This is a genomic window from Pseudomonas sp. RT6P73 (assembly GCF_054897715.1).
In genome coordinates this window covers 933,323-956,937 of sequence record NZ_JBUBUV010000002.1, presented here as the reverse complement: position 1 = coordinate 956,937, position 23,615 = coordinate 933,323, and the positions used below count along the sequence as shown (strand labels likewise).

Below are 23,615 nucleotides of genomic sequence, written 5' to 3'. Positions count from 1 at the left end.
TTTTAAGTGTGACGACTATCCGCGGCGATCCAGCAGATTCACCACCAACCGATCCACCCATCCCCAAACCCTTTGCTTGACCCGCCGCCACAGCGGCCGGCGTTGCCATTCCTCCAGGCTGACCTCCAGGCTTTGCGCAAAGTCCTTCTCGAAACTCGTCACCACTGCTGCCGTCAGCCCCGGGTCCAGCGCCTCAAGGTTGGCTTCCAGATTGAAACGCAGGTTCCAGTGATCGAAATTGCACGAGCCGATGCTCACCCAGTCATCGATGAGCACCATTTTCAGGTGCAGGAAACACGGCTGATATTCGAAGACCTTCACCCCGGCCTTGAGTAGTCGCGGGTAGTAGCGGTGCCCGGCGTAGCGCACCGACGGGTGATCGGTGCGCGGTCCGGTCAGCAGCAGGCGCACGTCGACGCCTCGGCTGGCGGCCCTGCGCAACGAGCGGCGGACTTTCCAGGTCGGCAGGAAATACGGCGTGGCCAACCAGATCCGCCGCTGGCCGCTGTTCAGCGCACGAATCAGCGATTGCAGGATGTCGCGGTGCTGGCGGGCGTCGGCATACGCCACGCGCCCCATGCCCTCACCTGTGGACGGTACGCGCGGCAATCGCGGCAAGCCGAAATGCGAGGCAGGTTTCCAGGCGCGGCGATGGCGGTTGGCGATCCATTGCCGATCGAACAGCAGCTGCCAGTCGATGACCAAGGGACCGGTGATTTCCACCATCACCTCGTGCCATTCGCTGGTGTCTTCGCCAGGCGTCCAGAACTCATCCGTGACGCCCGTGCCGCCCACCACAGCCATGCTCTGATCCACCAGCAACAGCTTGCGGTGATCTCGGTAAAAGTTACCCACCCAGCGCCGCCAGCTCAGGCGATTGTAGAAACGCAGCTCCACGCCCGCGGCCATCAGACGCTGGCGCAAGGTCAGGGTGAACGCGAGACTGCCATAGTCATCGAACAGGCAGCGCACGCGCACGCCGCGCTCGGCCGCTTGCACCAGCGCTTGCACCATGGCCTCGGCGCAGGCCCCCGCCTCCACCAGGTACAGCTCCAGTTCGACCTGTTCTTCAGCGCGGGCAATCGCGACCAACATGCGCGGAAAAAACTGCGGACCGTCGATCAGCAGTTCGAAGTGGTTGCCTGCACGCCAGGGAAAGATTGCACCGGCCATGTCAGCGCGCCGTGAAAATCAGTACCGCACCCACCGGCACCGACAGGCTGATGGCCGACAAACCGGCGACCTTGCGCAAACTTTCCAGGCCCGGTGCCAGATCGAAGTCTTCGGCATTGATGATAAGCGGCTCAAGGGTCACCACCTGGAAGCGCCGGTCATCGAGACGGGTCGCCAGCAGTTCAGCGTTGTATTCGTGGGTTTTCCCGTGAAGGTTGACGGTCAGCGGCAAGCGCAGCTCCAGTTGGGCACCGGGCGCGAGGTCGTTGATCGGGCGCAGATCAATCTGCGCGGTGATCAGTGCTTCGGGGAAGGTCTGGATCTCGAACAGCTCCTTGCGCATGCGCTCGTCACGCAGCGGGATGCCGCTGTTCACCGACTCCATCTCGACTTCCACCTCGGCCAGGCCTTTGGGACTGACCTTGCCATGCAACACCAGAAAGCGCTGCACTTCGGAGATGTTGGCGTTTTTGGTGCTGATGAACGACAGCCGCGAGGACTCGCCGTCGAGGTACCAATTGGCCTGGGCCGACAGCGAGGCGCCGGCCAGCAGCAGGAAGGCGAGGGTTTTGGAGAGGGACCGCTTGAACATAAAGACTCGTGAGGGGAAATAAACCTGAGCGAACCTTAACCGCCCTGAGGCGGGTTGCAAACTCTAATGCCACCGAACTTGAGCCAATGACATATTCCTGTGGTGATGGGCTGTTGTGGCGAGGGGGTTTACCCCCGTTCGGCTGCGAAGCAGTCGTAAAACCTGAAAACACGGTCTGACTGATAAATCGAATGGGGCCGCTTCGCGACCCAACGGGGGTAAACCCCCTCGCCACAACAGCCCTACACCACAAGAAATTTCAGTGCACTCAGGGTTGCAGGCGGCAGCCTTGGCGTTCGCCGATCCATTGGGCGCTGTTGCTGCGGCCCATGCCGCTGACGGTCACGCGTTTGCTGGCGGGGTCATCGGTAAAGCCGCTGGTGGGCAGCCACTGTTTCGTATAGCTGTGGCAGTACTCGGTTTGATTGCCCATCACGTACCGGCACGAGCAATATTCCTTGGCGGTGTAAGCGCTGATGATGTCCGGGAACGCCCACAGCGCCACCCGCTCTTGCCAGACCCAGCCGAGCAAGGCGACCAGCAATACCAGCAACAGCGTGAGGAAGGGTCGGCGACGTACAAAACGGCGGCGGTTCATGGCTGCACCTTCCCGGCAAATGCCTTGAGCGCGAGCTTGAGCAATTCGTTGTGCCGGTAGCGCTCGTCGCGGTCATCGCCGTAACGCACGATCACCAGTTTTTCGCTGGGGATCACGTACATCGCCTGGCCCCAATGGCCCAGTGCGGTAAAGGTATCGGCGGGCGCATCGGGCCAGGGTCGGGCGGCGCCGTCCACTGCGCGGTTGAGCCACCAATGACCGCCGGGAACCGCATCGTCCTGAGTGGCTTGATAGTGAGCGAAGGGTTCGCGGCTGAAGGCGACCCAGTCTTTGGGCAGCAGTTGTCGATCACCCCAGCGACCGTCGCGCGCCATCAGCAGACCGACTCGCGCCAGGTCTCGGGCGGTGAGGTAGGCATAAGAGGACGCGACGAAAGTGCCCGTGGCATCGGTTTCCCACACGGCGTGACGAATCCCCAGCGGCTCGAACAGCGCCGTCCATGGATAGTCGGGATAACGTACCGGGCCGACGATGTTTTTCAGCGCCGCAGACAGCAGGTTGCTGTCACCGCTGGAGTACCGAAAAGCCTGACCGGGCCTGGCGTATTCATCGTGGTCGGCGGTGAATGCCGCCATGTCTTGATGACCCCGGGTGTAAAGCATGGCCACCACCGAGGACTTCAATGGGGCGTATTCGTAGTCTTCCTGCCAGTCCAGGCCTGAAGCCCAGTGCAGCAGGTCGGCCAGGGTGATCGCCGGGTGTTTTTCCAGCGGCGGATAAAACTTCAGCGCTGGATCCTGAAGTTTGAACAGGCCTTCGCCGTAGGCCACACCGAGAACCGTCGCCATCAGGCTTTTGCTGATGGACCAAGTCAGGTGCGGCGTGTCGGCCGTGGTCGGGCCGGCGTAGCGTTCGTAGATCAATTGACCGTCACGGATCACCAGCAAGGCGTCGGTGCGGATGCCTTGTCGGGTAGCGTCGTCGCGGGGCGGGAAGGCGTAAGTTTCCAGGGCCTGAAGTGCTGGGCCGGTGACTTTCGGCGCCGTCGACCATTGCTCGGCGGGCCAGTTTTCGGCATGGGCCGTGAGGCTGAGCAGCAGCATGAAGATCAGGGACAAGCCTTTGAACATGGCGGGGGCTCGGAGGGGTGGGCTGGGTGAGCCTAGTCGAGGTTGATGACAGTTCAGGGATTTGTGCTGCAAGGGAGGCCGCCTTCGCGGGCAAGCCTCGCTCCTACATGGTATAGCGAACTCCTGTAGGAGCGAGGCTTGCCCGCGAAGAGGCACGTCAGATCGCCGCCAACGCCTTGGCCAACCGCTTACCTCTGGCCCCCGCCGCCAAATCCATCACCGCCTGATCACGCAGCCACATCGCCGCCCAATGTGGCGGGCCATCGGCCAGTGCCTGATTGATCTCAACCTTGAGCCCGTCGAATTGCGCAAACAATCCCCCCAGCACGATATGCCCGGCCAGATTATTCGGCGCTTGCCGGCTGACTTCCGCGCACCCGGCCAACAGCGCCAGCAATCGCAAAAGCAAGCTTTGTGGCCAGTCACTGTCCTGACCGACGCCATACAGCCACGCCGTCATCGCGCTCAGCACATAAATGTCTTCCAGCGTGCGGAACGGTTTGACGTAGGCATCCCAGCCATCCCCCGCGAGCAATTCGCACTGGGCGTTGTCCAGAAACAACCGGCCGTGGCTGATGTCCGGCATCAGCGGGATCGCCGGGAGCTTTTCCAGGCGCACGCCCGGTTCATCGGGATAGACCACCGCCAGACTCAGGCGCGGACTTTCGCCGGGCGCCTCACTGCGAGCGGCGATCAGCAGCCAGTCGGCCGCATCGCCAGCGGTGACGAAATCCTTGCGCCCACTCACGCGTAAATCACCCAGGCGAGTCTGCATGTCCGCCACCCGCAGGCTGCGCTGTTCGGTGACACACAACGCACCGAGGCTCAGCGGCGCGCTCGGCCAAAGCACGCGCAACGCCGCCTGATACCCCACCAGAAACGCCAGCCCCGGCGTCGCCATCAACCGCCCGCCGACCACCGCCAGTTCGAAGGGCGTGACCGTGCCCAACGTGTGCAACAAGGTCGCGAACCCCTCCGCCAGGTCCGGGTTGGCGGGCAGGCGATCGCGGCGATTCAGCAGGTTTTGCCAGGGCATAAGAGGCTCCTTGTGGGCTGTCATATAAGCATCACCAAAGCTTCATGGCGATGACACCGGGGCTACATAGCCTGACTTTGCACAACACGGCTGCATAAAGAAAGTCGATCGGCTTGCAACCCAAGACGGGTGAACAGCCCGCACGGAGATTCCCAATGACTCAGATCGCCCGCATCAGCGACACCGGCAATGAACGCCGCCTGCAAGCCGAACGCCTGGTGGGCGCCGAGGCATTGCAGGAAGCCCAGGCCTTGCGCTTCAACGTCTTCAGCGGCGAGTTCAACGCCAAGCTCAAAGGCGCGGAACTGGGTCTGGACATGGACGACTATGATGTTCACTGCGCCCACATCGGCGTGCGTGACTTGAACACTGGACGCCTGGTGGCGACCACCCGCTTGCTCGATCACACGGCGGCCAGCAGCCTGGGCAAGTTCTACAGTGAAGAAGAATTCAGCCTGCATGGCCTGGTGCATTTGAAGGGCCCGATCCTGGAAATCGGTCGCACTTGCGTCGACCCGGCTTATCGCAACGGCGGCACCATCGCGGTGCTCTGGGGTGAACTGGCCGAAGTGCTGAATCAGGGCGGTTACAGCTATTTGATGGGTTGCGCGAGCATTCCGATGCAGGACGGCGGGATTCAGGCCCACGCGATCATGCAGCGCCTGCGTGAACGCTACCTGTGCACCGAACACCTGCGGGCCGAGCCGAAGAAACCCTTGCCGGTGCTGGACATCCCGTCCAACGTGATCGCCGAAATGCCGCCGCTGCTCAAGGCCTATATGCGTCTTGGCGCGAAGATCTGCGGCGAGCCGTGCTGGGACGAAGATTTCCAGGTCGCCGACGTGTTTATCCTGCTCAAGCGCGACGAGCTCTGCCCGCGTTATGCCAAGCACTTCAAGGCGGCGGTCTGATGAGCCGTTTGCGCGTGTACGCGCGGATTGCGCGAGTGCTGGTGGTGGTCGCGCTGGGTTTGAGCATGGCCAGTGTATTCGGGCTGCTCGAGCGCTTGGGGATTGCCCATTCGATGGTCCGCCGCCAGCGCTGGTCGCGATTTTTCATGGCGCGGTTGAGCAACGCCCTGCCCTTTCGTGTGACGGTTCACGGGAAACTGCCGAAAGAGCCGATGCTGTGGGTCAGCAATCACGTGTCGTGGACCGACATTCCGTTGCTGGGCATGCTCACGCCGATGTCGTTCCTGTCCAAGGCCGAGGTCCGCACGTGGCCGGTGGCCGGTTGGTTGGCAGCCAAGGCCGGCAGCCTGTTTATCCGTCGCGGGTCGGGTGACAGCCAGCTGATTCGCAAACAGATGACGCGCCACCTCGCGCAGGAACATCCGCTGCTGATGTTCCCGGAAGGCACCACCACCAATGGACGTTCGTTGCGCACGTTTCATGGCCGTTTGTTGTCAGCGGCGATTGACTCGGAAGTGAAGCTGCAACCCGTGGCGATCCGTTATCTGCGTGACGGCGAACTAGACTCGCTGGCGCCGTTCATTGGCGATGATGATTTGCTGTCGCACCTGATGCGTCTGTTCGCCAATGATCGCGGGGAAGTGGAAATTCAAGTGCTCAAGCCGATCGCTTGCGAAGGTCGTGAACGGGCGGCGCTGGCGTTCGAGGCGCAGCAGGCGGTGCAGAAGGCGTTGTTCGGGGCGATTCCGGAAACCCAGCAAGCCCCGATGCGCCCCGCCATCGCGGCCTGACAGGATCTCTGATTCAACAGAGAAACCTGTGGGAGCGAGCTTGCTCGCGATAGCTATCTACCAGTCACCATCAATGCTGACTGCTATGGCCTCATCGCGAGCAAGCTCGCTCCCACATTGATTCGGGCAAAGTCCTGCAGCTGCGGATAGAACAACCTGAAGTCATCACTCAACGGCTCATACAACACCCGCAACTCCTGCATCGCCCCCGCCAGTTCCTCAGGCCGGGTCAACCGCCGCGAAATCCCCCGCAGCACCTGCTCCAGCACCTCGAATTCCTGATAAGAACCCAGCCAGTCATGCGCCACCATGTGCGGCGCGATCCTCGCCAGCCGTTCCGGCAATTGCGGCTCGGCCGACAGCACCCGATACACATCCGAAGTGAACCGCTCCAGTGGCTGGTCCGAGTAGAGCGTCCAGTCTCGCGCTAGGCAGTGGTCGAAAAACACGTCGAGCACGATCCCGGCGTAACGCCGGCGCGTGATGGAAAACCGCGACAACGAGGTATCCACCAACGGATGACGGTCGGTGAAAACGTCGATGCTGCGATGCAGCTGGATGGCCGCTTCGATCTCCGGGTCGAACTGCCCTTGCAGCCGTCCCTTGACGAAATCGCCATACAGACTGCCGAGCAATTGACCGGGGCGCTGGCCACCGAGGTGAAGATGTGCGAGATAATTCATGGGCGCAGCTTAGCACTGCGCCTTTATATCTTTACACCCAGCGTATCGTTATAACCCGATATACCGATTTATGCGGTCATCAGACCAAAATCATATTGGTATATCGCGAAGTAGCGATTTAAAGTTCGCCTCATCGCGATACAGCGTTTTACTCATCACGAGCCCAAGCCCATGACCATCGACCTCGACGAAATAATAAAAGCCCTGGCACACCCAGTACGCCGAGACATCCTCACCTGGCTGAAAGATCCCAAAACCCAGTTCCCGGAACAGATCCACAACCACGAGTACGGCATCTGCGCCGGACAGATCGATCAACGCTGCGGCCTGTCGCAGTCGACCGTGTCCGCCCATCTGGCGACCTTGCAACGTGCGGGACTGATCAGCAGCCAGAAAGCCGGTCAATGGCATTTCTTCAAACGCAACGAGGACGTGATCCAGGCGTTCCTCGCGGCCATCGTCAAGGAGCTCAGCGCTCCGACAAGGAATTAAACAATGCCCCTCTCGCTCCTCATTCTGGCCTTGAGCGCCTTCGCCATCGGCACCACCGAGTTCGTCATCATGGGCCTGCTGCCCGATGTGGCGGCGGACCTTGGCGTGTCGATTCCCGGCGCGGGCTGGCTGGTGACCGGTTACGCCCTGGGCGTGGCCATCGGTGCGCCGTTCATGGCACTGGCCACTGCCAAATTACCGCGCAAGGCTGCACTGGTAGCGTTGATGGGCATTTTCATCATCGGCAACCTGCTCTGTGCGATGGCGACCGATTACAACGTGCTGATGTTTGCCCGTGTGGTCACGGCCCTCTGCCACGGTGCGTTCTTCGGCATCGGTTCGGTGGTGGCGGCAGGTCTGGTTCCGGCGAACAAACGCGCATCGGCCGTGGCCTTGATGTTCACCGGCCTGACCCTGGCCAACGTGCTCGGCGTCCCGCTGGGCACCGCGCTCGGTCAGGAAGCCGGCTGGCGTTCGACCTTCTGGGCAGTGACCGTCATCGGCGTGATCGCGTTGATCGGCCTGATCCGCTTCCTTCCGGCCAAGCGCGATGAAGAGAAACTCGACATGCGCGCCGAGCTGCGCGCCCTCAAAGGCGCCGGGATCTGGCTGTCGTTGAGCATGACTGCGTTGTTCGCCGCGTCCGTATTCACCCTGTTCACCTATGTCGCCCCGCTGCTCGGCGATGTCACCGGCGTCTCGCCCAAAGGCGTGACCTGGACCCTGATGCTCATCGGCCTGGGCCTGACCGTCGGCAACATCATCGGCGGCAAGCTGGCAGACAAAGGCATGGCCGCGACGCTGATCGGTGTCTTCATCTCGATGGCCGTGATCTCGACCGTACTGACCTGGACCAGCGTCGCGCTGATCCCTGCCGAAATCACCCTGTTCCTCTGGGCCACCGCGTGCTTCGCCGCCGTGCCCGCCCTGCAAGTGAACGTGGTGACCTACGGCAAGGCCGCACCGAACCTGGTGTCAACCCTGAACATCGGCGCTTTCAACATTGGCAACGCCTTGGGTGCCTGGGTCGGCGGCAGCGTCATCGCCCACGGCTTCGGCCTGACCAGCGTGCCTCTCGCGGCAGCAGCACTGGCGGTACTCGCCCTGCTGGTGACCCTGATTACTTTCCGTCAGAGCGGTAATCCCGAACTGGCTCCTGCGACTAACTGATACCTCACGAGGGTTGTACTGAAATGACGACTATTTTCGATCCAATCAAACTGGGCGACATCGAGCTGGCCAACCGCATCATCATGGCGCCGCTGACCCGCTGCCGCGCCGACGAAGGCCGTGTGCCGAACGCGCTGATGGCCGAATACTACGTTCAACGCGCCTCGGCCGGCTTGATCCTCAGCGAGGCCACGTCGGTCACGCCGATGGGCGTCGGCTACCCGGACACCCCGGGTATCTGGTCCAACGATCAGGTACGTGGCTGGGCCAACGTGACCAAAGCGATCCACGGTGCCGGCGGCAAGATTTTCCTGCAACTGTGGCACGTGGGCCGGGTTTCCCACGAGTCGTACCTGAACGGCGAAGCGCCGATCGCACCGAGTGCCATCCAGCCTAAGGGTCACGTCAGCCTGGTTCGTCCTTTGGCCGACTACCCGACGCCGCGTGCTCTGGAAACCGCTGAACTCGCCGACATCGTCGACGCCTACCGCACCGGTGCCGAAAACGCCAAGGCCGCCGGTTTTGACGGCGTGGAAATCCACGGTGCCAACGGTTACCTGCTCGATCAGTTCCTGCAAAGCAGCACCAACCAGCGCACAGACAACTACGGTGGCTCCCTGGAAAACCGTGCGCGCCTGCTGCTGGAAGTGACCGACGCCGCGATCGAAGTCTGGGGCGCTGGCCGCGTCGGTGTGCACTTGGCACCGCGTGCCGACTCCCATGACATGGGCGACGACAACCTGGCCGAGACGTTCACCTACGTCGCTCGCGAACTGGGCAAACGTGGCATCGCTTTTATCTGCTCCCGTGAGAAAGAAGCCGGCGACAGCCTTGGCCCACAACTCAAAGAAGCCTTCGGCGGCCCGTACATCGTCAACGAACGCTTCACCAAGGACAGCGCCAACGCCTGGCTGGCCAGCGGCAAGGCCGATGCGGTCGCCTTCGGCGTGCCGTTCATTGCCAACCCGGACCTGCCGGCGCGCTTGAAGGCTGATGCGCCGCTGAACGAAGCGCGTCCTGAGCTGTTCTACGCCAAGGGCCCGGTCGGCTACATCGACTATCCAGTGATGTAAGCGTCATCCTTGAAAAGCAAAAGCCCCGACTCTAAAGAGCCGGGGCTTTTTATTGCGCCGGAGTTGCTCACACGGCTTCACACATTCGACACAAAATCCCTACAAAATACGGAGTTCGCTACCTTTCATCCTGGCGAGCGTGCGTATATAAAAGCACCCCATTGCAACAAGGCGAGCATTGAAGGTATCAACGCCCGCCTTTATGGTTGACATCACCGGATCCAGTTACGCATTTTGTTTATTTGCGCAGGCTGGGGCTCAAGCGCAGCATGTCCAACCCTGTATTGACCCAACGCTCGGCTTCGGTGTGCAGTTGAAAACTGTCGGGGGCCAATAGCCACTGATACAGCATGCCATCGATGTACGCGTGGAGGCTGATAGCCGCGCGGGCCGCGTCGAGGTCCTCGGGCATTTGCCCCCGATTCACTGCATTACTCAGGGCCAGGGCGATTCGCACGTTGCAATCGAGGCTGACCTCACGACGCTGTTGGCGCAGGTCGCACATTTCATCGGTGAATTCGCACTTATGAAACAAAATCTCATTGATGCGTCGGGTTTTCGGGTCCAGGGCAACTTGATGAAACAAATGAATCAGCAGTTTGCGCATGCAGCCCAGCGGATCGAGTTCATCTTCACTTTCACTGGCCCTGGCCATTTCATCCAGCGGCTCTTTCAAGCTATCCAGCATGGCCTGCACCAGATCCGCCTTGTTGCTGAAATGCCAGTAGATGGCTCCGCGAGTCACGCCGGCCAGGGTTGCGATGTCCGCCAACGTCGTACGCGCCACGCCCCTTTCATAAAAGGCTTTCTCTGCCGCTTCCAGAATCTGGCTGCGGGTTTCCTGAGCTTCCTCTTTGGTACGACGGACCATGGCAGTAAAACCTCAATCAGGATGCTTCAGCGATGTCTGAACAGCCGCTGAACAAAAGTGGGGCGAGCGCTCTCGGGTCTCGTCCCCGGCTTACAATTCGAACCTTTGACGGGCGTTGGTAACAGGGTGGATACGCAGTCAAGGTGTTTACAAACAACCATGAACGTAAGTATATTCCTTAGCAAGCTACTTATCCACCCGGCACTCATTTTTTACCCTTCCACATTTTCTAGTGCGTTTCTTGCGCGCCTGACCCGAGGATTTTCATGCAATTCAAGCCAGCTGTTACCGCTCTGGTCGCCGCCGTCGCCCTCGCATCACTGCTCAGCGGATGCAAAAAGGAAGAAGCGGCACCCGCCGCACCGCCTCCTCAGGTCGGCGTGGTTACCCTGCAACCTCAAGCCTTCACCCTGACGTCCGAACTCCCGGGTCGCACCAGCGCGTTCCGCATCGCCGAAGTTCGCCCACAGGTCAACGGCATCATCCTCAAGCGTCTGTTCAAGGAAGGCGGCGACGTCAAGGCCGGCCAGCAGCTGTATCAGATCGATCCGTCGGTCTATGACGCTACGCTGAAAAGCGCCGAAGCCAACCTGCAACAGACGAAATCGATCTCTGATCGCTACAAGCAGCTGGTCAACGAACAGGCTGTCAGCCGTCAGGAATACGACACGGCCGTGGCCAACCGCATGCAATCGGAAGCCGCGCTGCAAACCGCTCAGATCAATGTGCGCTACACCAAGGTCTACGCGCCGATTTCCGGCCGCATCGGCCGCTCCAATGTGACTGAAGGCGCGCTAGTTACCAGCGGCCAGGCGGACGCCATGGCCGTCATTCAGCAACTGGACCCGATCTATGTCGACGTCACCCAGTCCTCCGTGGAGCTGCTTGAACTGCGCCGAGAACTGGAAAGCGGTCGCCTGCAAAAGGCCGGTGAAACCGCAGCAGCGGTCAAGCTGACCCTGGAAGACGGCAGCCAGTACAAACAGGAAGGCAAGCTCGAGTTCTCCGAAGTCTCGGTTGACCAGACCACCGGCTCCGTTACCCTGCGTGCGGTGTTCCCCAACCCTGATCACACCTTGCTGCCCGGCATGTTCGTTCACGCCCAGTTGCAGGCCGGTGTAAACAGCGCAGCAATTCTGGCACCGCAACAAGGTGTGACCCGCGACCTCAAAGGCACACCGACCGCACTGGTCGTGGGAGCCGACAACAAGGTTGAACTGCGTCAGCTCAAGGCCAGCCGCACTGTCGGCAGCCAATGGCTGATCGAAGATGGCCTGAAGGCCGGCGATCGCCTGATCACCGAAGGACTGCAATTCGTCAAACCTGGCATCGAAGTCAAAGCCAGTGAAGCGACTAACGTTGGCGCAAAGAACCCGGCCCCCGCACAGGCAGCTGATAAGGCTTCCAGCGGCAAAGGGGAGTAAACCATGTCCAAATTTTTTATCGACCGTCCGATTTTCGCCTGGGTAATTGCCCTGGTGATCATGCTGGTCGGGGCACTATCGATTCTCAAACTCCCGATCAACCAATACCCGAGCATTGCGCCTCCGGCGATCGCCATTTCCGTGGCCTACCCGGGCGCTTCCGCGCAAACCGTGCAGGACACCGTGGTTCAGGTGATCGAACAGCAGCTCAACGGTATCGACAACCTGCGTTATGTGTCCTCGGAAAGTAACTCCGACGGCACCATGACCATCACCGCGACCTTCGAGCAAGGCACCAACTCCGATACCGCGCAGGTTCAAGTCCAGAACAAACTGAACCTGGCCACCCCGCTGCTGCCGCAAGAAGTGCAGCAACAGGGTATCCGCGTGACCAAGGCAGTGAAGAACTTCCTGTTGGTAATCGGCGTGGTCTCGCGTGACGGCAGCATGACCAAGGACGACCTGTCCAACTACATCGTGTCCAACATGCAGGATCCGATTTCGCGGACAGCCGGCGTGGGCGACTTCCAGGTGTTTGGCTCCCAGTACGCCATGCGTATCTGGCTCGACCCGGCCAAGTTGAACAACTTCAACCTGACCCCGATCGACGTCAAAACCGCCATCGCCGCGCAAAACGTCCAGGTATCGTCCGGCCAGCTCGGCGGCCTGCCTGCCCTGCCCGGCACCCAGCTGAACGCGACGATCATCGGCAAGACCCGCCTGCAGACCGCTGAGCAATTCGACAAAATCCTGCTCAAAGTCAACAAGGACGGCTCCCAGGTTCGCTTGAGAGATGTCGCCGACGTCGGCCTGGGTGGCGAGAACTACAGCATCAACGCCCAGTTCAACGGCGCCCCGGCTTCCGGCCTGGCGGTGAAACTGGCCAACGGCGCCAACGCCCTCGACACTGCCAAAGCCCTGCGCAAGACCATCGACACCCTCAAGCCGTTCTTCCCGGAAGGCATGGAAGTGGTGTTCCCGTACGACACCACGCCGGTGGTGACCGAGTCCATCAAGGGTGTGGTTGAAACCCTGGTCGAAGCGATCGTGCTGGTGTTCCTGGTGATGTTCCTGTTCCTGCAAAACTTCCGCGCCACCGTCATCACCACGATGACCGTACCGGTGGTATTGCTGGGTACATTCGGGATCCTCGCGGCGTTCGGTTTCAGCATCAACACCCTGACCATGTTCGGTATGGTGCTGGCCATCGGCTTGCTGGTGGACGATGCCATCGTGGTGGTGGAAAACGTCGAACGGGTCATGAGTGAAGAAGGCCTGTCACCCAAGGAGGCCACCAAGAAATCCATGGGGCAGATCCAGGGGGCACTGGTGGGTATTGCGCTGGTGCTGTCGGCGGTACTGCTGCCGATGGCGTTCTTCAGCGGCTCCACGGGTGTGATCTACAAGCAGTTCTCGATCACCATCGTTTCGGCGATGGCGCTGTCGGTGATGGTCGCACTGATCTTCACGCCGGCACTTTGCGCCACCATGCTCAAGGCGATTCCGAAAGGCGAGCACGGCACTCCGAAACGCGGCTTCTTCGGCTGGTTCAACCGCAATTTCGACCGTGGCGTACGCAGCTACGAGCGAGGCGTGGGCAACATGCTCACGCACAAAGCGCCGTACCTGCTGGCTTACCTCATCATCGTGGTCGGCATGATCTGGCTGTTCACCCGCATTCCAACGGCGTTCCTGCCGGAAGAAGACCAGGGTGTACTGTTCGCCCAGGTGCAGACCCCGGCCGGTTCTACGGCCCAGCGTACCCAGGTGGTCGTGGACCAGATGCGTGAATACCTGCTGCGTCCCGGCAAGGATGGCGGTGAAGGCGATGCGGTGAACTCGGTGTTTACCGTGACCGGCTTCAACTTCGCCGGCCGTGGCCAGAGTTCGGGTATGGCGTTCATCATGATGAAGCCGTGGGAAGAACGTAACGCCGACAACAACGTGTTCAAAGTCGCGGCCCGTGCCCAACAGCACTTCTTCACCTTCCGCGACGCCATGGTGTTTGCGTTCGCGCCACCGGCAGTACTGGAACTGGGTAACGCCACCGGTTTCGACGTGTTCCTGCAAGACCGCGCCGGTATCGGTCACGAAAAGCTGATGGCTGCCCGTAACCAGTTCCTCGGCATGGCGGCGCAAAGCAAAGTGCTGACGCAAGTGCGCCCGAACGGTCTGAACGACGAGCCGCAATACCAGCTGGAAATCGACGACGAGAAGGCCAGTGCGCTGGGCATTACCATTGCCGACATCAACAACACCCTGTCGATTGCCCTGGGCAGTAGCTATGTGAACGACTTCATCGACCGTGGTCGGGTGAAGAAGGTTTACGTGCAAGGCCAGCCGGGTGCGCGCATGAGCCCTGAAGACCTGAAGAAGTGGTACGTGCGTAACAGCGCCGGGACCATGGTGCCGTTCACCGCGTTCGCCAAGGGTGAGTGGATCTACGGTTCGCCGAAACTGGCCCGTTACAACGGCGTCGAAGCGGTGGAAATCCTCGGTTCCCCGGCGCCTGGCTATTCCACCGGCGAAGCGATGGCCGAAGTCGAAGCCCTCGCCCAGAAACTGCCGGCGGGTGTGGGTATTTCCTGGACCGGTCTGTCGTACGAGGAGCGTCTGTCGGGCTCGCAAGCTCCGGCGCTGTACGCATTGTCGTTGCTGATGGTGTTCCTGTGCCTGGCGGCGCTGTACGAAAGCTGGTCGATTCCGATCGCGGTGATGTTGGTGGTGCCGCTGGGGATCATCGGTGCGCTGCTGGCGACCAGCCTGCGCGGCCTGTCCAACGACGTTTACTTCCAGGTGGGCCTGTTGACAACCATCGGTCTGGCAGCGAAAAACGCCATTCTGATTGTCGAGTTCGCCAAGGAACTTCATGAGCAAGGGCGTAGCCTGCGCGAAGCGGCGATCGAAGCATGCCGGATGCGTTTGCGACCGATCATCATGACCTCGCTCGCCTTCGTCCTCGGCGTGGTACCGCTGGCGATTTCCACGGGCGCAGGTTCCGGTAGCCAACATGCCATCGGTACGGGCGTCATTGGCGGTATGATCACCGCCACGGTCCTGGCGATCTTTTGGGTCCCACTGTTCTTCGTCACCGTGTCATCCATTGGCCAGCGCAAAATCGCCGACCAGGACGACGCTATTGAACCTTCTAAAGAGGCTGGCCAATGAGCAAGTCGCTACTCTCCATCGCAGTTGCCGCCTTCGTGCTGAGCGGCTGCTCGCTGATTCCCGATTATCAGCAGCCTGAAGCACCGGTGGCGGCCCAATACCCGCAAGGTCCGGCGTACTCGTCGGCCCAGGCGCCGAACCAGGCGGCTGCGGAACAGGGCTGGAAGCAGTTTTTCCATGACCCGGCCCTGCAACAGCTGATCCAGGTCTCGCTGGAAAACAACCGTGACCTGCGTGTCGCGGCCCTGAACATCGACGCGTTCGCGGCTCAGTACCGTATCCAGCGTGCCGATCTGTTCCCGGCTGTTTCGGCCAATGGCACCGGCACTCGTCAGCGCGTTCCAGCACGTGCCTCGCAGACGGGCGAAGCGGGTATCACCAGTTCCTACTCCGCCACGGTCGGCATCAGCGCTTATGAACTCGACCTGTTCGGTCGGGTTCGCAGCCTCAGCGAAGAAGCCCTGCAAAAGTACTTCGCCACGGAAGAAGGTCGTCGCAGCACGCAGATCAGCCTGGTGGCCAGCGTGGCCAACGCCTACCTGACCTGGCAGGCCGACAAGGAACTGCTGAAGCTGACCCAGGACACCCTCGGTGCGTTCGAGGAGAGCTACAAGCTCACCGCGCGCAGCAACGAAGTGGGTGTCGCCTCGGCCCTGGACCTGGCCCAGTCGCGCACCTCGGTGGAAAACGCCCGGGCGCAATTGGCCAGGTACACCCGTCAGGTCGCGCAGGACGAAAACAGCCTGGTGCTGCTGCTCGGCACCGGCATCCCGGCCAATCTGCAAGCCGCCAAGCCACTGGCTGACGATTTGCTGAGCGACGTCCCGGCCGGCCTGCCATCGGACTTGCTGCAACGTCGTCCGGATATCCTCCAGGCCGAGTACAACCTGAAAGCGGCCAACGCCAACATCGGCGCGGCACGGGCGGCGTTCTTCCCGAGCATCAGCCTGACGGCCAATGCCGGCACCTTGAGCCCGGACCTGTCGGGTCTGTTCAAGGGCGGTTCGGGCACCTGGCTGTTCTCGCCGCAGATCAACCTGCCGATCTTCAACGCCGGCAGCCTGCGCGCCAGCCTGGATTACTCGAAAATCCAGAAAGACATCGGCGTGGCGAACTACGAGAAGTCCATTCAAACGGCCTTCCAGGAAGTCGCCGACGGCCTGGCCGCCCGCCAGACCTACACCGATCAGTTGCAGGCGCAGCGTGATTTCGTCACCGCCAACCAGGACTACTACCGTCTGGCCGAGCGTCGCTACCGCATTGGTGTCGACAGCAACCTGACCTTCCTTGACGCCCAGCGTCAGCTGTTCAGTGCGCAACAAGTGCTGATCACGGATCGTCTGGCGCAGCTGGTCAGTGCGGTCAATCTGTACAAGGCACTGGGTGGTGGCTGGAACGAGCAGACGGCGAAAGTCGAACCGCTGAAAGAAGAAGCGCCGAAGATGAGAATGTTTTGACAGCGCTGCTTTAAACATGAAGCCCACCTTTTGGTGGGCTTTTTGTTGGCTGCGGGAAAAGGTGTGGTGTCAGTAATGGCCTCTTCGCGGGCAAGCCTCGCTCCTACAGTATTCGCGTCGAACTCATATTCCATGAGCCCCGCACAAACCGTAGGAGCGAGGCTTGCCCGCGAAGAGGCCAGCCCAGACAACACAAAACCTCAAGCCAACATACGTTCGATAACCGCCCAAAACCCGCTTTCCCCGATTGAACCACCCCGTCCATCCCCCGCACCATTCGTCGCACAAGACCAATAAATCAGGTTCGACACCATGCCCCCGCGCCCTGCCCTGTCCGGCTGATCCCGCTCCCGTTTTTCATCCATTTGAATCTTTGTCTGCAACCCCAGCGTTGCGGCACCGAACCGTTTCATCCCTAACAATTAGAGAGACCCGAGCCCATGACGCCTTCCACCACGCAGTATTACTTCCCAAGCCTGATCGCCATCGCTCTGGCCGGTGCGGCCCTGCCCGCCATGGCCGAGGAATCGGGTTTTGTCGAAGGCGCCAGGGTCAACCTGAACCTGCGCAATTTCTACATCAACCGCAACTTCACCAACCCGACCAAGGCCCAGGGCAAGGCAGAAGAGTGGACGCAAAGTTTCATCCTCGACGCCAAGTCCGGCTTCACCCAGGGCACCGTCGGGTTCGGCATGGACGTGCTGGGTTTGTACTCGGTGAAGCTCGACGGCGGTAAAGGCACGGGCGGGACGCAGTTGCTGCCGCTGGATCACGACGGTCGTCCGGCGGACAACTTCGGTCGTACCAACGTTGCGTTCAAGGCCAGGTTGTCGCAGACCGAAGTCAAGGTAGGCGAATGGATGCCGGTGCTGCCGATCCTGCGCTCGGACGACGGTCGCTCCCTGCCGCAAACCTTTCGTGGCGGCCAGATCACCTCGAAAGAAATCGCCGGCCTGACGCTCTATGGTGGGCAGTTCCGCGCCAACAGCCCGCGCGACGACAGCAGCATGAGTGACCTGTCGATGACCGGAAAACCGTCCTTCACCTCCGATCGCTTCAACTTCCAGGGCGGCGAATACGCTTTTAACGACAAGCGCACCCAGATCGGCCTGTGGAATGCCGAACTCAAGGACATCTACAGCCAGCAATACGTGAACCTGATTCACAGCCAGCCCATCGGCGACTGGACGCTGGGCGCCAACCTGGGTTTCTTCTATGGCAAGGATGACGGCAGCGCCCGGGCCGGCGATCTGGACAACAAGACCTGGTCGGGCCTGTTCTCGGCCAAGTACGGCGGCCACACCTTTTACGTCGGCCTGCAAAAGCTCACCGGCGACAGCGCCTGGATGCGTGTCAACGGCACCAGCGGCGGCACCCTGGCCAACGACAGCTACAACGCCAGTTATGACAACGCCCGGGAAAAATCCTGGCAGCTGCGTCACGACTACAACTTCGTCGCCCTCGGCATCCCCGGCCTGACCCTGATGAACCGCTACATCAGCGGCGACAACGTGCACACCGGCACCATCACCGACGGCAAGGAATGGGGTCGCGAAAGTGAACTGGGCTACACGGTGCAGAGCGGCGCGCTCAAGGACCTCAACGTCAAATGGCGCAACTCGACCCTTCGCAGGGACTTCAGCAATAACGAGTTCGACGAGAATCGGTTGATCGTCAGCTATCCGATCAGTTTGTTGTAACCGAACCCGGGCAGCGGACGAAGTTAAAGGCCGCTGCCTGTACCACCTGTCGGCTTGACTGGCGTTTTGCGAGTTGGCAGATACAGTCAAAAAGTGTGTCTAATTCTCCAGCCCTGATGTAGGAGCCCCTGTTTTCTTCCGTTATCTCCGGATGCTGTACGCGAAGCTGCCATGACCGCGGAGGTCAGGTATGAGCAAGCGAATAGTTATCGTCGGTGGCGGCGTAGGTGGAACCATGTTGGCCAATCAGCTGGCCTGCAAGCTGTATTCGGAAATCCTGCGCGGCGAAGTCTCGATCATACTGCTGTCCAATTCCCCCGATCACTTCTATAAACCTGCGTTCATGTACGTGGCGTTCAACCTGTTTTTCCAGGAAGAACTCAAGCGCCCCGAGCGTTCACTGTTGCGTCCGGAAATCGAGTTCAAAGTTGAAGAAGTGACACGTTTTGATTTCCCCGGGCAACGCCTGAAAACCCGTAGCGGCAAAGTTTACGACTATGATTTTCTGGTCATCGCCACAGGCTGCGTACCGGCCCCGGAACGCATCGAAGGCTTGAAAGAAGCCGGCGATCATTTCTATCAGTACGAGCCCGCCAAGCAACTGGCGCAAAAATTAAGCACCATCGAACAAGGCCGCATCTTCATTACCGTGTCCTTCCCGAAAACGCCCAACGTCCCGCATCAATGCGGTATCGCGCCTGTCGAAACCACCTTGATGCTCGATGATTTCCTTCGGCGTCGTGGCGTGCGAGACAAGGTGGAAATCATCTACACCTACCCGACCACGGCTCAACTAATGCGTAACTGCCTGTTCCTGCAACGGCCGACGGGGGAGATTCTGCCGAGTATTTTCGAGCAGAAAAATATCCGTTTTCAACGCGGCTTCACTCTGAAGCGGGTCGATCCGGATAAAAAAATTGCGTACTCCGAAGAAGGTGACGAGCAATCTTTTGACATTCTGATGGCGACACCACCGATCAGGGCCGTGGACGCCGTGCTGGAGTCCGGAGCCTCCCAAGCTTGCAACAACGAGGGCTGGTTGCCCACCAACCACGAAACTCTGCAGGTCTACGGTCTGGACGGCGTCTACGTGATCGGTGACAGCTGCGACCTGCCTGTCAGCAAGGCCGGAGGCGCCTGCCATAACCAGGCCCCTGTAATCGTCAACAACATCGCCGGCGAAATTCGTCTGGGCACCACCATCGCCGTTTACGACGGAAGCGTTCAGGCGGTGGCGCAGATGGGGCTGTATGCCGGAATGCCGCTCAGATACGACTACTGCCACGATGTCCTGCCAACCCCGCCCACCAAACTCGGTGGGTTACTCAGAAACGGATTCAATCGCGGACTGTACTGGGCTGTCGCCCGCGGAATGCTTTGACCCTGCACAGGGAAAGGATGAATCGTCATGGACCTGGTAAATGAATCAATCGCACCCGCCATCAGCCCTGGATTAAACGCACTGATGGAAAAGCTGAAACCGTTGATTGACGGTGGTCGGCTGGACAACCTCGTGGACCTGCTTTCTCTGGTCAGCGACCTCGTCGACCTGCTGGATCCGCCCATGGTGGAAAAGCTTGCTCAGCTTTTCGAGAACGCAACAGCTGCCACCTTTAGCGTCAGCAACGCCGTACGCATGGCAAAAGCCGATAGCGCAGCAAACGAGCAGCCCCCCGGCTTTTATCAACTGCTGAAATTGTTGCGCGAACCTGATACCCGACGAGGTGTGGGGTTTGCACTCAAAACCCTCAACGTCATTGGAAGACAGCTCTGAACTGCCAGAGAGGACAACCTCATGAGCACCAAACTGCAAACTGCAAGGAATGTCCCCGCTGACTGGGACGCCAAGGCCTACCAGCAATTCTCGCGACTTCGACAACGACCGGTGAACGAGCTACTCGACCGAGTTGACCTCGAAAACCCCAAGCGCATCTACGACCTCGGATGTGGCACCGGCATCGGGACGCAAGCTCTGTTCAAGCGCTGGCCCCGCGCGCGCCTGGTAGGTGTCGACAGTTCTGAGCAGATGCTTGGGGAGGCCAGATGCTTACCGATCAAGGCGCAGTGGAAACAGTGCGATCTACAGAACTGGCAACCGGAGCAACCCGCCGACCTGCTCTTTGCCGCCGCCGTGCTGCACTTCATCGATGATCACGAACAATTGCTGCCGCGTTTGCTCGGTTATCTCAACCCGGGCGGTTGTCTGGCCGCGCACATGCCCGACTGGCGGGATGCGCTGTGGTATCAATTGATGCTCGACACCCTCAACGATGGCGGTTCCGACGGTAAACCGCTCGGTTCTCCGCAATTGCGCGAGACGATGGCTGCGCGGCCGTTGCTGTCGTTGGAAAATTACTACCGGTTGCTTTCACCGCTCACCCGGACGCTGGATATCTGGGAAACCGAGCAGTTGCAGGTGGTCGATGGCAAATCGCCGATTTATGACTGGATCAAAGTCTCGGCTTTGCGAGCGGTGATGCAAGGTTTGAAGGATGACGCCCAGGCGCGGTTCATTTATCACTTCATGATGCGGGTGCATGCGCATTACCCCCAAGAAAGTGATGGGCATACGCTGTTTCCGTTCAAGCGGATCTTCTTTGTCGCCACGGTTTGATTGATCGCGAAGTGGTTATCCAGCCAATTGATGTATCAAGCCCATCACCGCTTTCGCGGGCAAGCCACGCTCTCACAGGACCGCGGTGAACGTCTGTTTCGTGTTCACCGAGGACCTGTGGGAGCGTGGCTTGCCCGCGAAGGCGTCAGTTCAAACAATACAAAACCCGAAGATCAATCTCGGGATTCGACGCCAAGCTCATCCCAAACCGACTCCGCCAAATGAAACGTCGCATTGGCCGCCGGGATGCCGCAGTAGATCGCGCTCTGCATGATCACTTCCTTGATCTCGCCGCGGGTCACGCCGTTGTTGGCGGCGGCGCGCAGGTGCAGTTTGAGTTCTTCGTTGCGGTTCATGCCGATCAGCATGGCGATGGTGATCAGGCTGCGGGTATGACGCGCCAAGCCCGGACGGGTCCAGATGTCACCCCACGCATGGCGGGTGATCATTTCCTGGAACTCCGAGTTGAACTCGGTCAGCGCATTCAGGCTGCGGTCGACATGGGCATCGCCGAGCACCGCGCGACGGACGTTCAGGCCCTCGTCGTAACGTTGTTTCTCGTCCACAACAATCCCCTTAATGAGCCAACAGAAACGCCAGCACACGGTCGTTGAAATCAGCCCCGGCCTGGACGTTGGACAGGTGCGCGGCATAAAACTCGGCGTACTCGGCGCCTTGCACATGCTCCTGAATAAAGTGCCCGCCGGACGGCGGCGTCACCGCGTCTTCGGTGCCGGCGATGACCAGCAGCGGCACCTTGATCGAGGTCAGCTGTTCACGGAAGTCGGCATCACGCACGGCGGCACAATTGGCGGCATAACCTTCAGGCGACGTGGCCGCGAGCATGTCGGTAATCTTGTTCGCGGCAGCAGGATTCGCCTCGGCAAAATCTGCGGTGAACCAGCGCGCAATCGACGCATCGCGCAAGGCGACCATGGCGGCCGGACCGTCACGCAGCACGGTTTCGATCCGTGGATTCCACACCGACGGATCGCCGATTTTCGCGGCGGTGTTGCACACCACCAGCTTGTTCAATCGATCGCCGGCATTGATGCCCAACCACTGACCGATCAAACCACCCATGGACAGACCGCAAAAATGTGCGCGCTCGATGTGCAACGCATCCAGCAGCGCCAGCACGTCGCGGCCCAGTTGCTCGATGTTGTACGGCCCCGGCGTGACCAGCGATTTGCCGTGGCCACGGGTGTCAAAACGCAGCACTCGGAAATGCTCGGAGAACGCTGCGATTTGCGCGTCCCACATATGCAGATCAGTGCCCAGCGAGTTGGACAGCACCAGCACCGGCGCATTCGCCGGGCCATCAAGTTGGTAGTGCAGTTCGCCCTCGGCGAGTTGTACGAAAGCCACAGCAATCTCCTTCAGGCAGTCAACGCAATATGTTCAGCCACCGCTCGCTCGACCCAGGTATGGGCCTGACCGAGGTAGTGGGCGGGGTCCAGCAGACGATCGAGTTCAACGGTAGAAAGCTCAGCGGTCACTTGCGGCTCGTCGCCGAGTACCGCTCGCAGATGACGTTGTTCAGCCACCGCACGTTTGCAGCATTGCTCAAGCAAATGGTGCGCGGTGTCGCGCCCAACCCGTTGGGCGAGGACGATGCTTACCGCTTCGGCGAGCACCAGGCCTTGGGTCAGGTCGAGGTTGCGGCTCATGCGCTCCGCGTCCACTTCCAGCCCATCCGCCACCAGCAGCGCTTGCTTGAGGCTGCCGGACACCAGGCAGCAAATCTCTGGCAGGGTTTCCCATTCGGCATGCCACAGGCCCAGGCTGCGTTCGTGTTCCTGAGGCATGGCGCTGAACAGGGTCGAGAGCAAACCCGGAACGCGCGTCGCCGCACCGATCAGCACCGCAGCGCCCACGGGGTTGCGTTTGTGCGGCATGGTCGAGGAACCGCCCTTGCCCGGTGCCGACGGCTCAAACACTTCGCCGGCTTCGGTCTGCATCAACAGACTGATATCGCGGCCGAGTTTGCCGAGGCTGCCGGCGATCAAACCGAGTACCGCGCCGAACTCCACCAGGCGATCACGCTGGGTGTGCCAGGGTTGGTCCGGCAACGTCAGTTGCAGTTCACCGGCCAAGGCTTCGGCAATCGGCATCGCCTGTTCGCCGAGGGCCGCGAGTGTTCCGGAGGCGCCGCCGAATTGCAGCACCAGCAGGCGCGGTTTGAGTTCTCGCAAACGCTGACGGCTGCGGGTTATGGCGCCCAGCCAACCGGCGATTTTCATGCCGAGGGTGACGGGCGTTGCGTGCTGCAACCAGGTCCGTCCCGCCAGCGGAGTGCTGACGTAGCGCCGGGCTTGGGTCGAGAGGATTTCGCCCAGTTGCGCCAGATCGCTTTCGATCAATTCCAGTGCGTGGCGCAGTTGCAGCACCAGCCCCGTGTCCATCACGTCCTGACTGGTTGCGCCCAGATGCACGTAGCGTTCGGCTTCGGCATCGTGGGCCGCGATCTGTTTACCCAACGCCTTGACCAACGGAATCGCCGAGTTGCCCGCCGAGGCAATCGCCTCGCCGAGGGCGGCGAAGTCGTAATGCCCGGCCCGACAGGCGGCTTCGATCGAGGCGACAGCCGTCTGCGGAATCAAGCCAACCCGCGCCTCGGCCCGCGCCAATGCCGCTTCGAAATCAAGCATGGCCTGAACCCGGCCCTGATCGCAGAACACGTCACGCATATCGCGGGCAGTGAAATAGGCATCGAACAATTGATTGCCCGGTCGCTGGTTCATAAGCAGTCCCTTAAGGCGTGGGCCAGT

The 23,615-nt window shown here is 60.5% G+C and carries 22 protein-coding genes; 12 read left to right on the top strand and 10 right to left on the bottom strand.

Annotation, left to right across the window (positions count from 1 at the left end; all coding sequences use genetic code 11):
* Nucleotides 1-15: 15 nt before the first annotated feature.
* The 5 genes from ACYZT6_RS04825 to ACYZT6_RS04805 form a co-directional block, all read right to left on the bottom strand.
* Nucleotides 16-1,173, bottom strand: a complete 1,158-nt coding sequence (locus ACYZT6_RS04825) for a phospholipase D-like domain-containing protein (RefSeq protein ID WP_462025947.1) — start codon at nt 1,171-1,173, stop codon at nt 16-18.
* A gap of 1 nt (nt 1,174) precedes the next feature.
* Nucleotides 1,175-1,765, bottom strand: coding sequence for a YceI family protein (locus tag ACYZT6_RS04820; protein WP_462025946.1), 591 nt, complete (start codon nt 1,763-1,765; stop codon nt 1,175-1,177).
* 268 nt (nt 1,766-2,033) lie between these two features.
* Nucleotides 2,034-2,363 carry an amidase gene (locus ACYZT6_RS04815; protein WP_462025945.1) on the bottom strand — a complete coding sequence of 110 codons (330 nt, stop codon included), beginning with the start codon at nt 2,361-2,363 and terminating at the stop codon, nt 2,034-2,036.
* Entirely contained in the window at nt 2,360-3,454 is a 1,095-nt protein-coding gene (locus ACYZT6_RS04810; RefSeq protein ID WP_462025944.1) for a serine hydrolase domain-containing protein, read from the bottom strand. Before ACYZT6_RS04810 ends, ACYZT6_RS04815 begins: the two co-directional genes overlap by 4 nt.
* A gap of 157 nt (nt 3,455-3,611) precedes the next feature.
* Nucleotides 3,612-4,490 carry an acyl-CoA dehydrogenase middle domain-containing protein gene (locus ACYZT6_RS04805; RefSeq protein ID WP_462025943.1) on the bottom strand — a complete coding sequence of 293 codons (879 nt, stop codon included), beginning with the start codon at nt 4,488-4,490 and terminating at the stop codon, nt 3,612-3,614.
* Nucleotides 4,491-4,645: 155 nt separating this feature from the next.
* On the opposite strand from ACYZT6_RS04805, the gene olsB reads away from it, so the two are divergent.
* On the top strand, nt 4,646-5,401 hold the full coding sequence (gene olsB, locus ACYZT6_RS04800; RefSeq protein ID WP_208671639.1) for an L-ornithine N(alpha)-acyltransferase: 756 nt from the start codon (nt 4,646-4,648) through the stop codon (nt 5,399-5,401).
* Nucleotides 5,401-6,192, top strand: coding sequence for a lysophospholipid acyltransferase family protein (locus ACYZT6_RS04795; RefSeq protein ID WP_462025942.1), 792 nt, complete (start codon nt 5,401-5,403; stop codon nt 6,190-6,192). The genes olsB and ACYZT6_RS04795 overlap by 1 nt, the downstream gene beginning before the upstream one ends.
* Nucleotides 6,193-6,275: 83 nt before the next feature.
* Here the strand turns inward: ACYZT6_RS04795 and ACYZT6_RS04790 are convergent, their stop codons facing one another.
* Entirely contained in the window at nt 6,276-6,875 is a 600-nt protein-coding gene (locus ACYZT6_RS04790) for an acyl carrier protein phosphodiesterase (protein ID WP_462025941.1), read from the bottom strand.
* Between the two features lie 171 nt (nt 6,876-7,046).
* Here ACYZT6_RS04790 and ACYZT6_RS04785 point away from each other — a divergent pair, with 171 nt between their 5' ends.
* The 3 genes from ACYZT6_RS04785 to ACYZT6_RS04775 are packed head-to-tail and all read left to right on the top strand — an operon-like array spanning nt 7,047 to nt 9,610.
* Nucleotides 7,047-7,367, top strand: a complete 321-nt coding sequence (locus ACYZT6_RS04785) for an ArsR/SmtB family transcription factor (RefSeq protein ID WP_462025940.1) — start codon at nt 7,047-7,049, stop codon at nt 7,365-7,367.
* Nucleotides 7,368-7,370: 3 nt separating this feature from the next.
* Nucleotides 7,371-8,537 carry an MFS transporter gene (locus tag ACYZT6_RS04780; protein ID WP_462025939.1) on the top strand — a complete coding sequence of 389 codons (1,167 nt, stop codon included), beginning with the start codon at nt 7,371-7,373 and terminating at the stop codon, nt 8,535-8,537.
* 23 nt (nt 8,538-8,560) lie between these two features.
* Complete coding sequence (locus tag ACYZT6_RS04775) at nt 8,561-9,610, top strand: alkene reductase (protein WP_462025938.1); 1,050 nt, start codon at nt 8,561-8,563, stop codon at nt 9,608-9,610.
* A 238-nt stretch (nt 9,611-9,848) separates the two neighbouring features.
* Here the strand turns inward: ACYZT6_RS04775 and emhR are convergent, their stop codons facing one another.
* Entirely contained in the window at nt 9,849-10,481 is a 633-nt protein-coding gene (gene emhR, locus ACYZT6_RS04770; RefSeq protein ID WP_462025937.1) for an efflux system transcriptional repressor EmhR, read from the bottom strand.
* Between the two features lie 266 nt (nt 10,482-10,747).
* On the opposite strand from emhR, the gene emhA reads away from it, so the two are divergent.
* The 7 genes from emhA (at nt 10,748) to ACYZT6_RS04735 (ending at nt 20,844) form a co-directional block, all read left to right on the top strand.
* Nucleotides 10,748-11,905 (top strand): efflux RND transporter periplasmic adaptor subunit EmhA, encoded by a 1,158-nt coding sequence (gene emhA / locus ACYZT6_RS04765; RefSeq protein ID WP_462025936.1) that lies wholly within the window; start codon nt 10,748-10,750, stop codon nt 11,903-11,905.
* Between the two features lie 3 nt (nt 11,906-11,908).
* Nucleotides 11,909-15,073, top strand: a complete 3,165-nt coding sequence (gene emhB, locus ACYZT6_RS04760) for an efflux RND transporter permease subunit EmhB (RefSeq protein ID WP_462025935.1) — start codon at nt 11,909-11,911, stop codon at nt 15,071-15,073.
* Nucleotides 15,070-16,530: an efflux RND transporter outer membrane subunit EmhC gene (gene emhC / locus ACYZT6_RS04755; protein WP_462025934.1), complete on the top strand. Its 1,461-nt coding sequence runs from the start codon at nt 15,070-15,072 to the stop codon at nt 16,528-16,530. Before emhB ends, emhC begins: the two co-directional genes overlap by 4 nt.
* 440 nt (nt 16,531-16,970) lie before the next feature.
* Entirely contained in the window at nt 16,971-18,230 is a 1,260-nt protein-coding gene (locus ACYZT6_RS04750) for an OprD family porin (protein WP_462025933.1), read from the top strand.
* 190 nt (nt 18,231-18,420) lie between these two features.
* Complete coding sequence (locus tag ACYZT6_RS04745) at nt 18,421-19,611, top strand: NAD(P)/FAD-dependent oxidoreductase (RefSeq protein ID WP_462025932.1); 1,191 nt, start codon at nt 18,421-18,423, stop codon at nt 19,609-19,611.
* Between the two features lie 27 nt (nt 19,612-19,638).
* Nucleotides 19,639-20,004 carry a helical membrane plugin domain-containing protein gene (locus tag ACYZT6_RS04740; protein ID WP_462025931.1) on the top strand — a complete coding sequence of 122 codons (366 nt, stop codon included), beginning with the start codon at nt 19,639-19,641 and terminating at the stop codon, nt 20,002-20,004.
* A 21-nt stretch (nt 20,005-20,025) separates the two neighbouring features.
* Complete coding sequence (locus ACYZT6_RS04735; protein ID WP_462025930.1) at nt 20,026-20,844, top strand: methyltransferase domain-containing protein; 819 nt, start codon at nt 20,026-20,028, stop codon at nt 20,842-20,844.
* A gap of 173 nt (nt 20,845-21,017) precedes the next feature.
* On the opposite strand, the gene pcaC is transcribed toward ACYZT6_RS04735, so the two are convergent.
* Genes pcaC through ACYZT6_RS04720 form a run of 3 tightly spaced genes read right to left on the bottom strand, consistent with a single transcriptional unit; the run spans nt 21,018 to nt 23,588 of the window.
* A complete protein-coding gene (gene pcaC / locus ACYZT6_RS04730) occupies nt 21,018-21,410 on the bottom strand; it encodes a 4-carboxymuconolactone decarboxylase (RefSeq protein WP_462025929.1) in 393 nt (130 codons plus the stop codon).
* Between the two features lie 10 nt (nt 21,411-21,420).
* Nucleotides 21,421-22,212 (bottom strand): 3-oxoadipate enol-lactonase, encoded by a 792-nt coding sequence (gene pcaD / locus ACYZT6_RS04725; protein ID WP_462025928.1) that lies wholly within the window; start codon nt 22,210-22,212, stop codon nt 21,421-21,423.
* 11 nt (nt 22,213-22,223) lie between these two features.
* Nucleotides 22,224-23,588: a 3-carboxy-cis,cis-muconate cycloisomerase gene (locus ACYZT6_RS04720; RefSeq protein WP_462025927.1), complete on the bottom strand. Its 1,365-nt coding sequence runs from the start codon at nt 23,586-23,588 to the stop codon at nt 22,224-22,226.
* Nucleotides 23,589-23,615 lie beyond the last annotated feature (27 nt).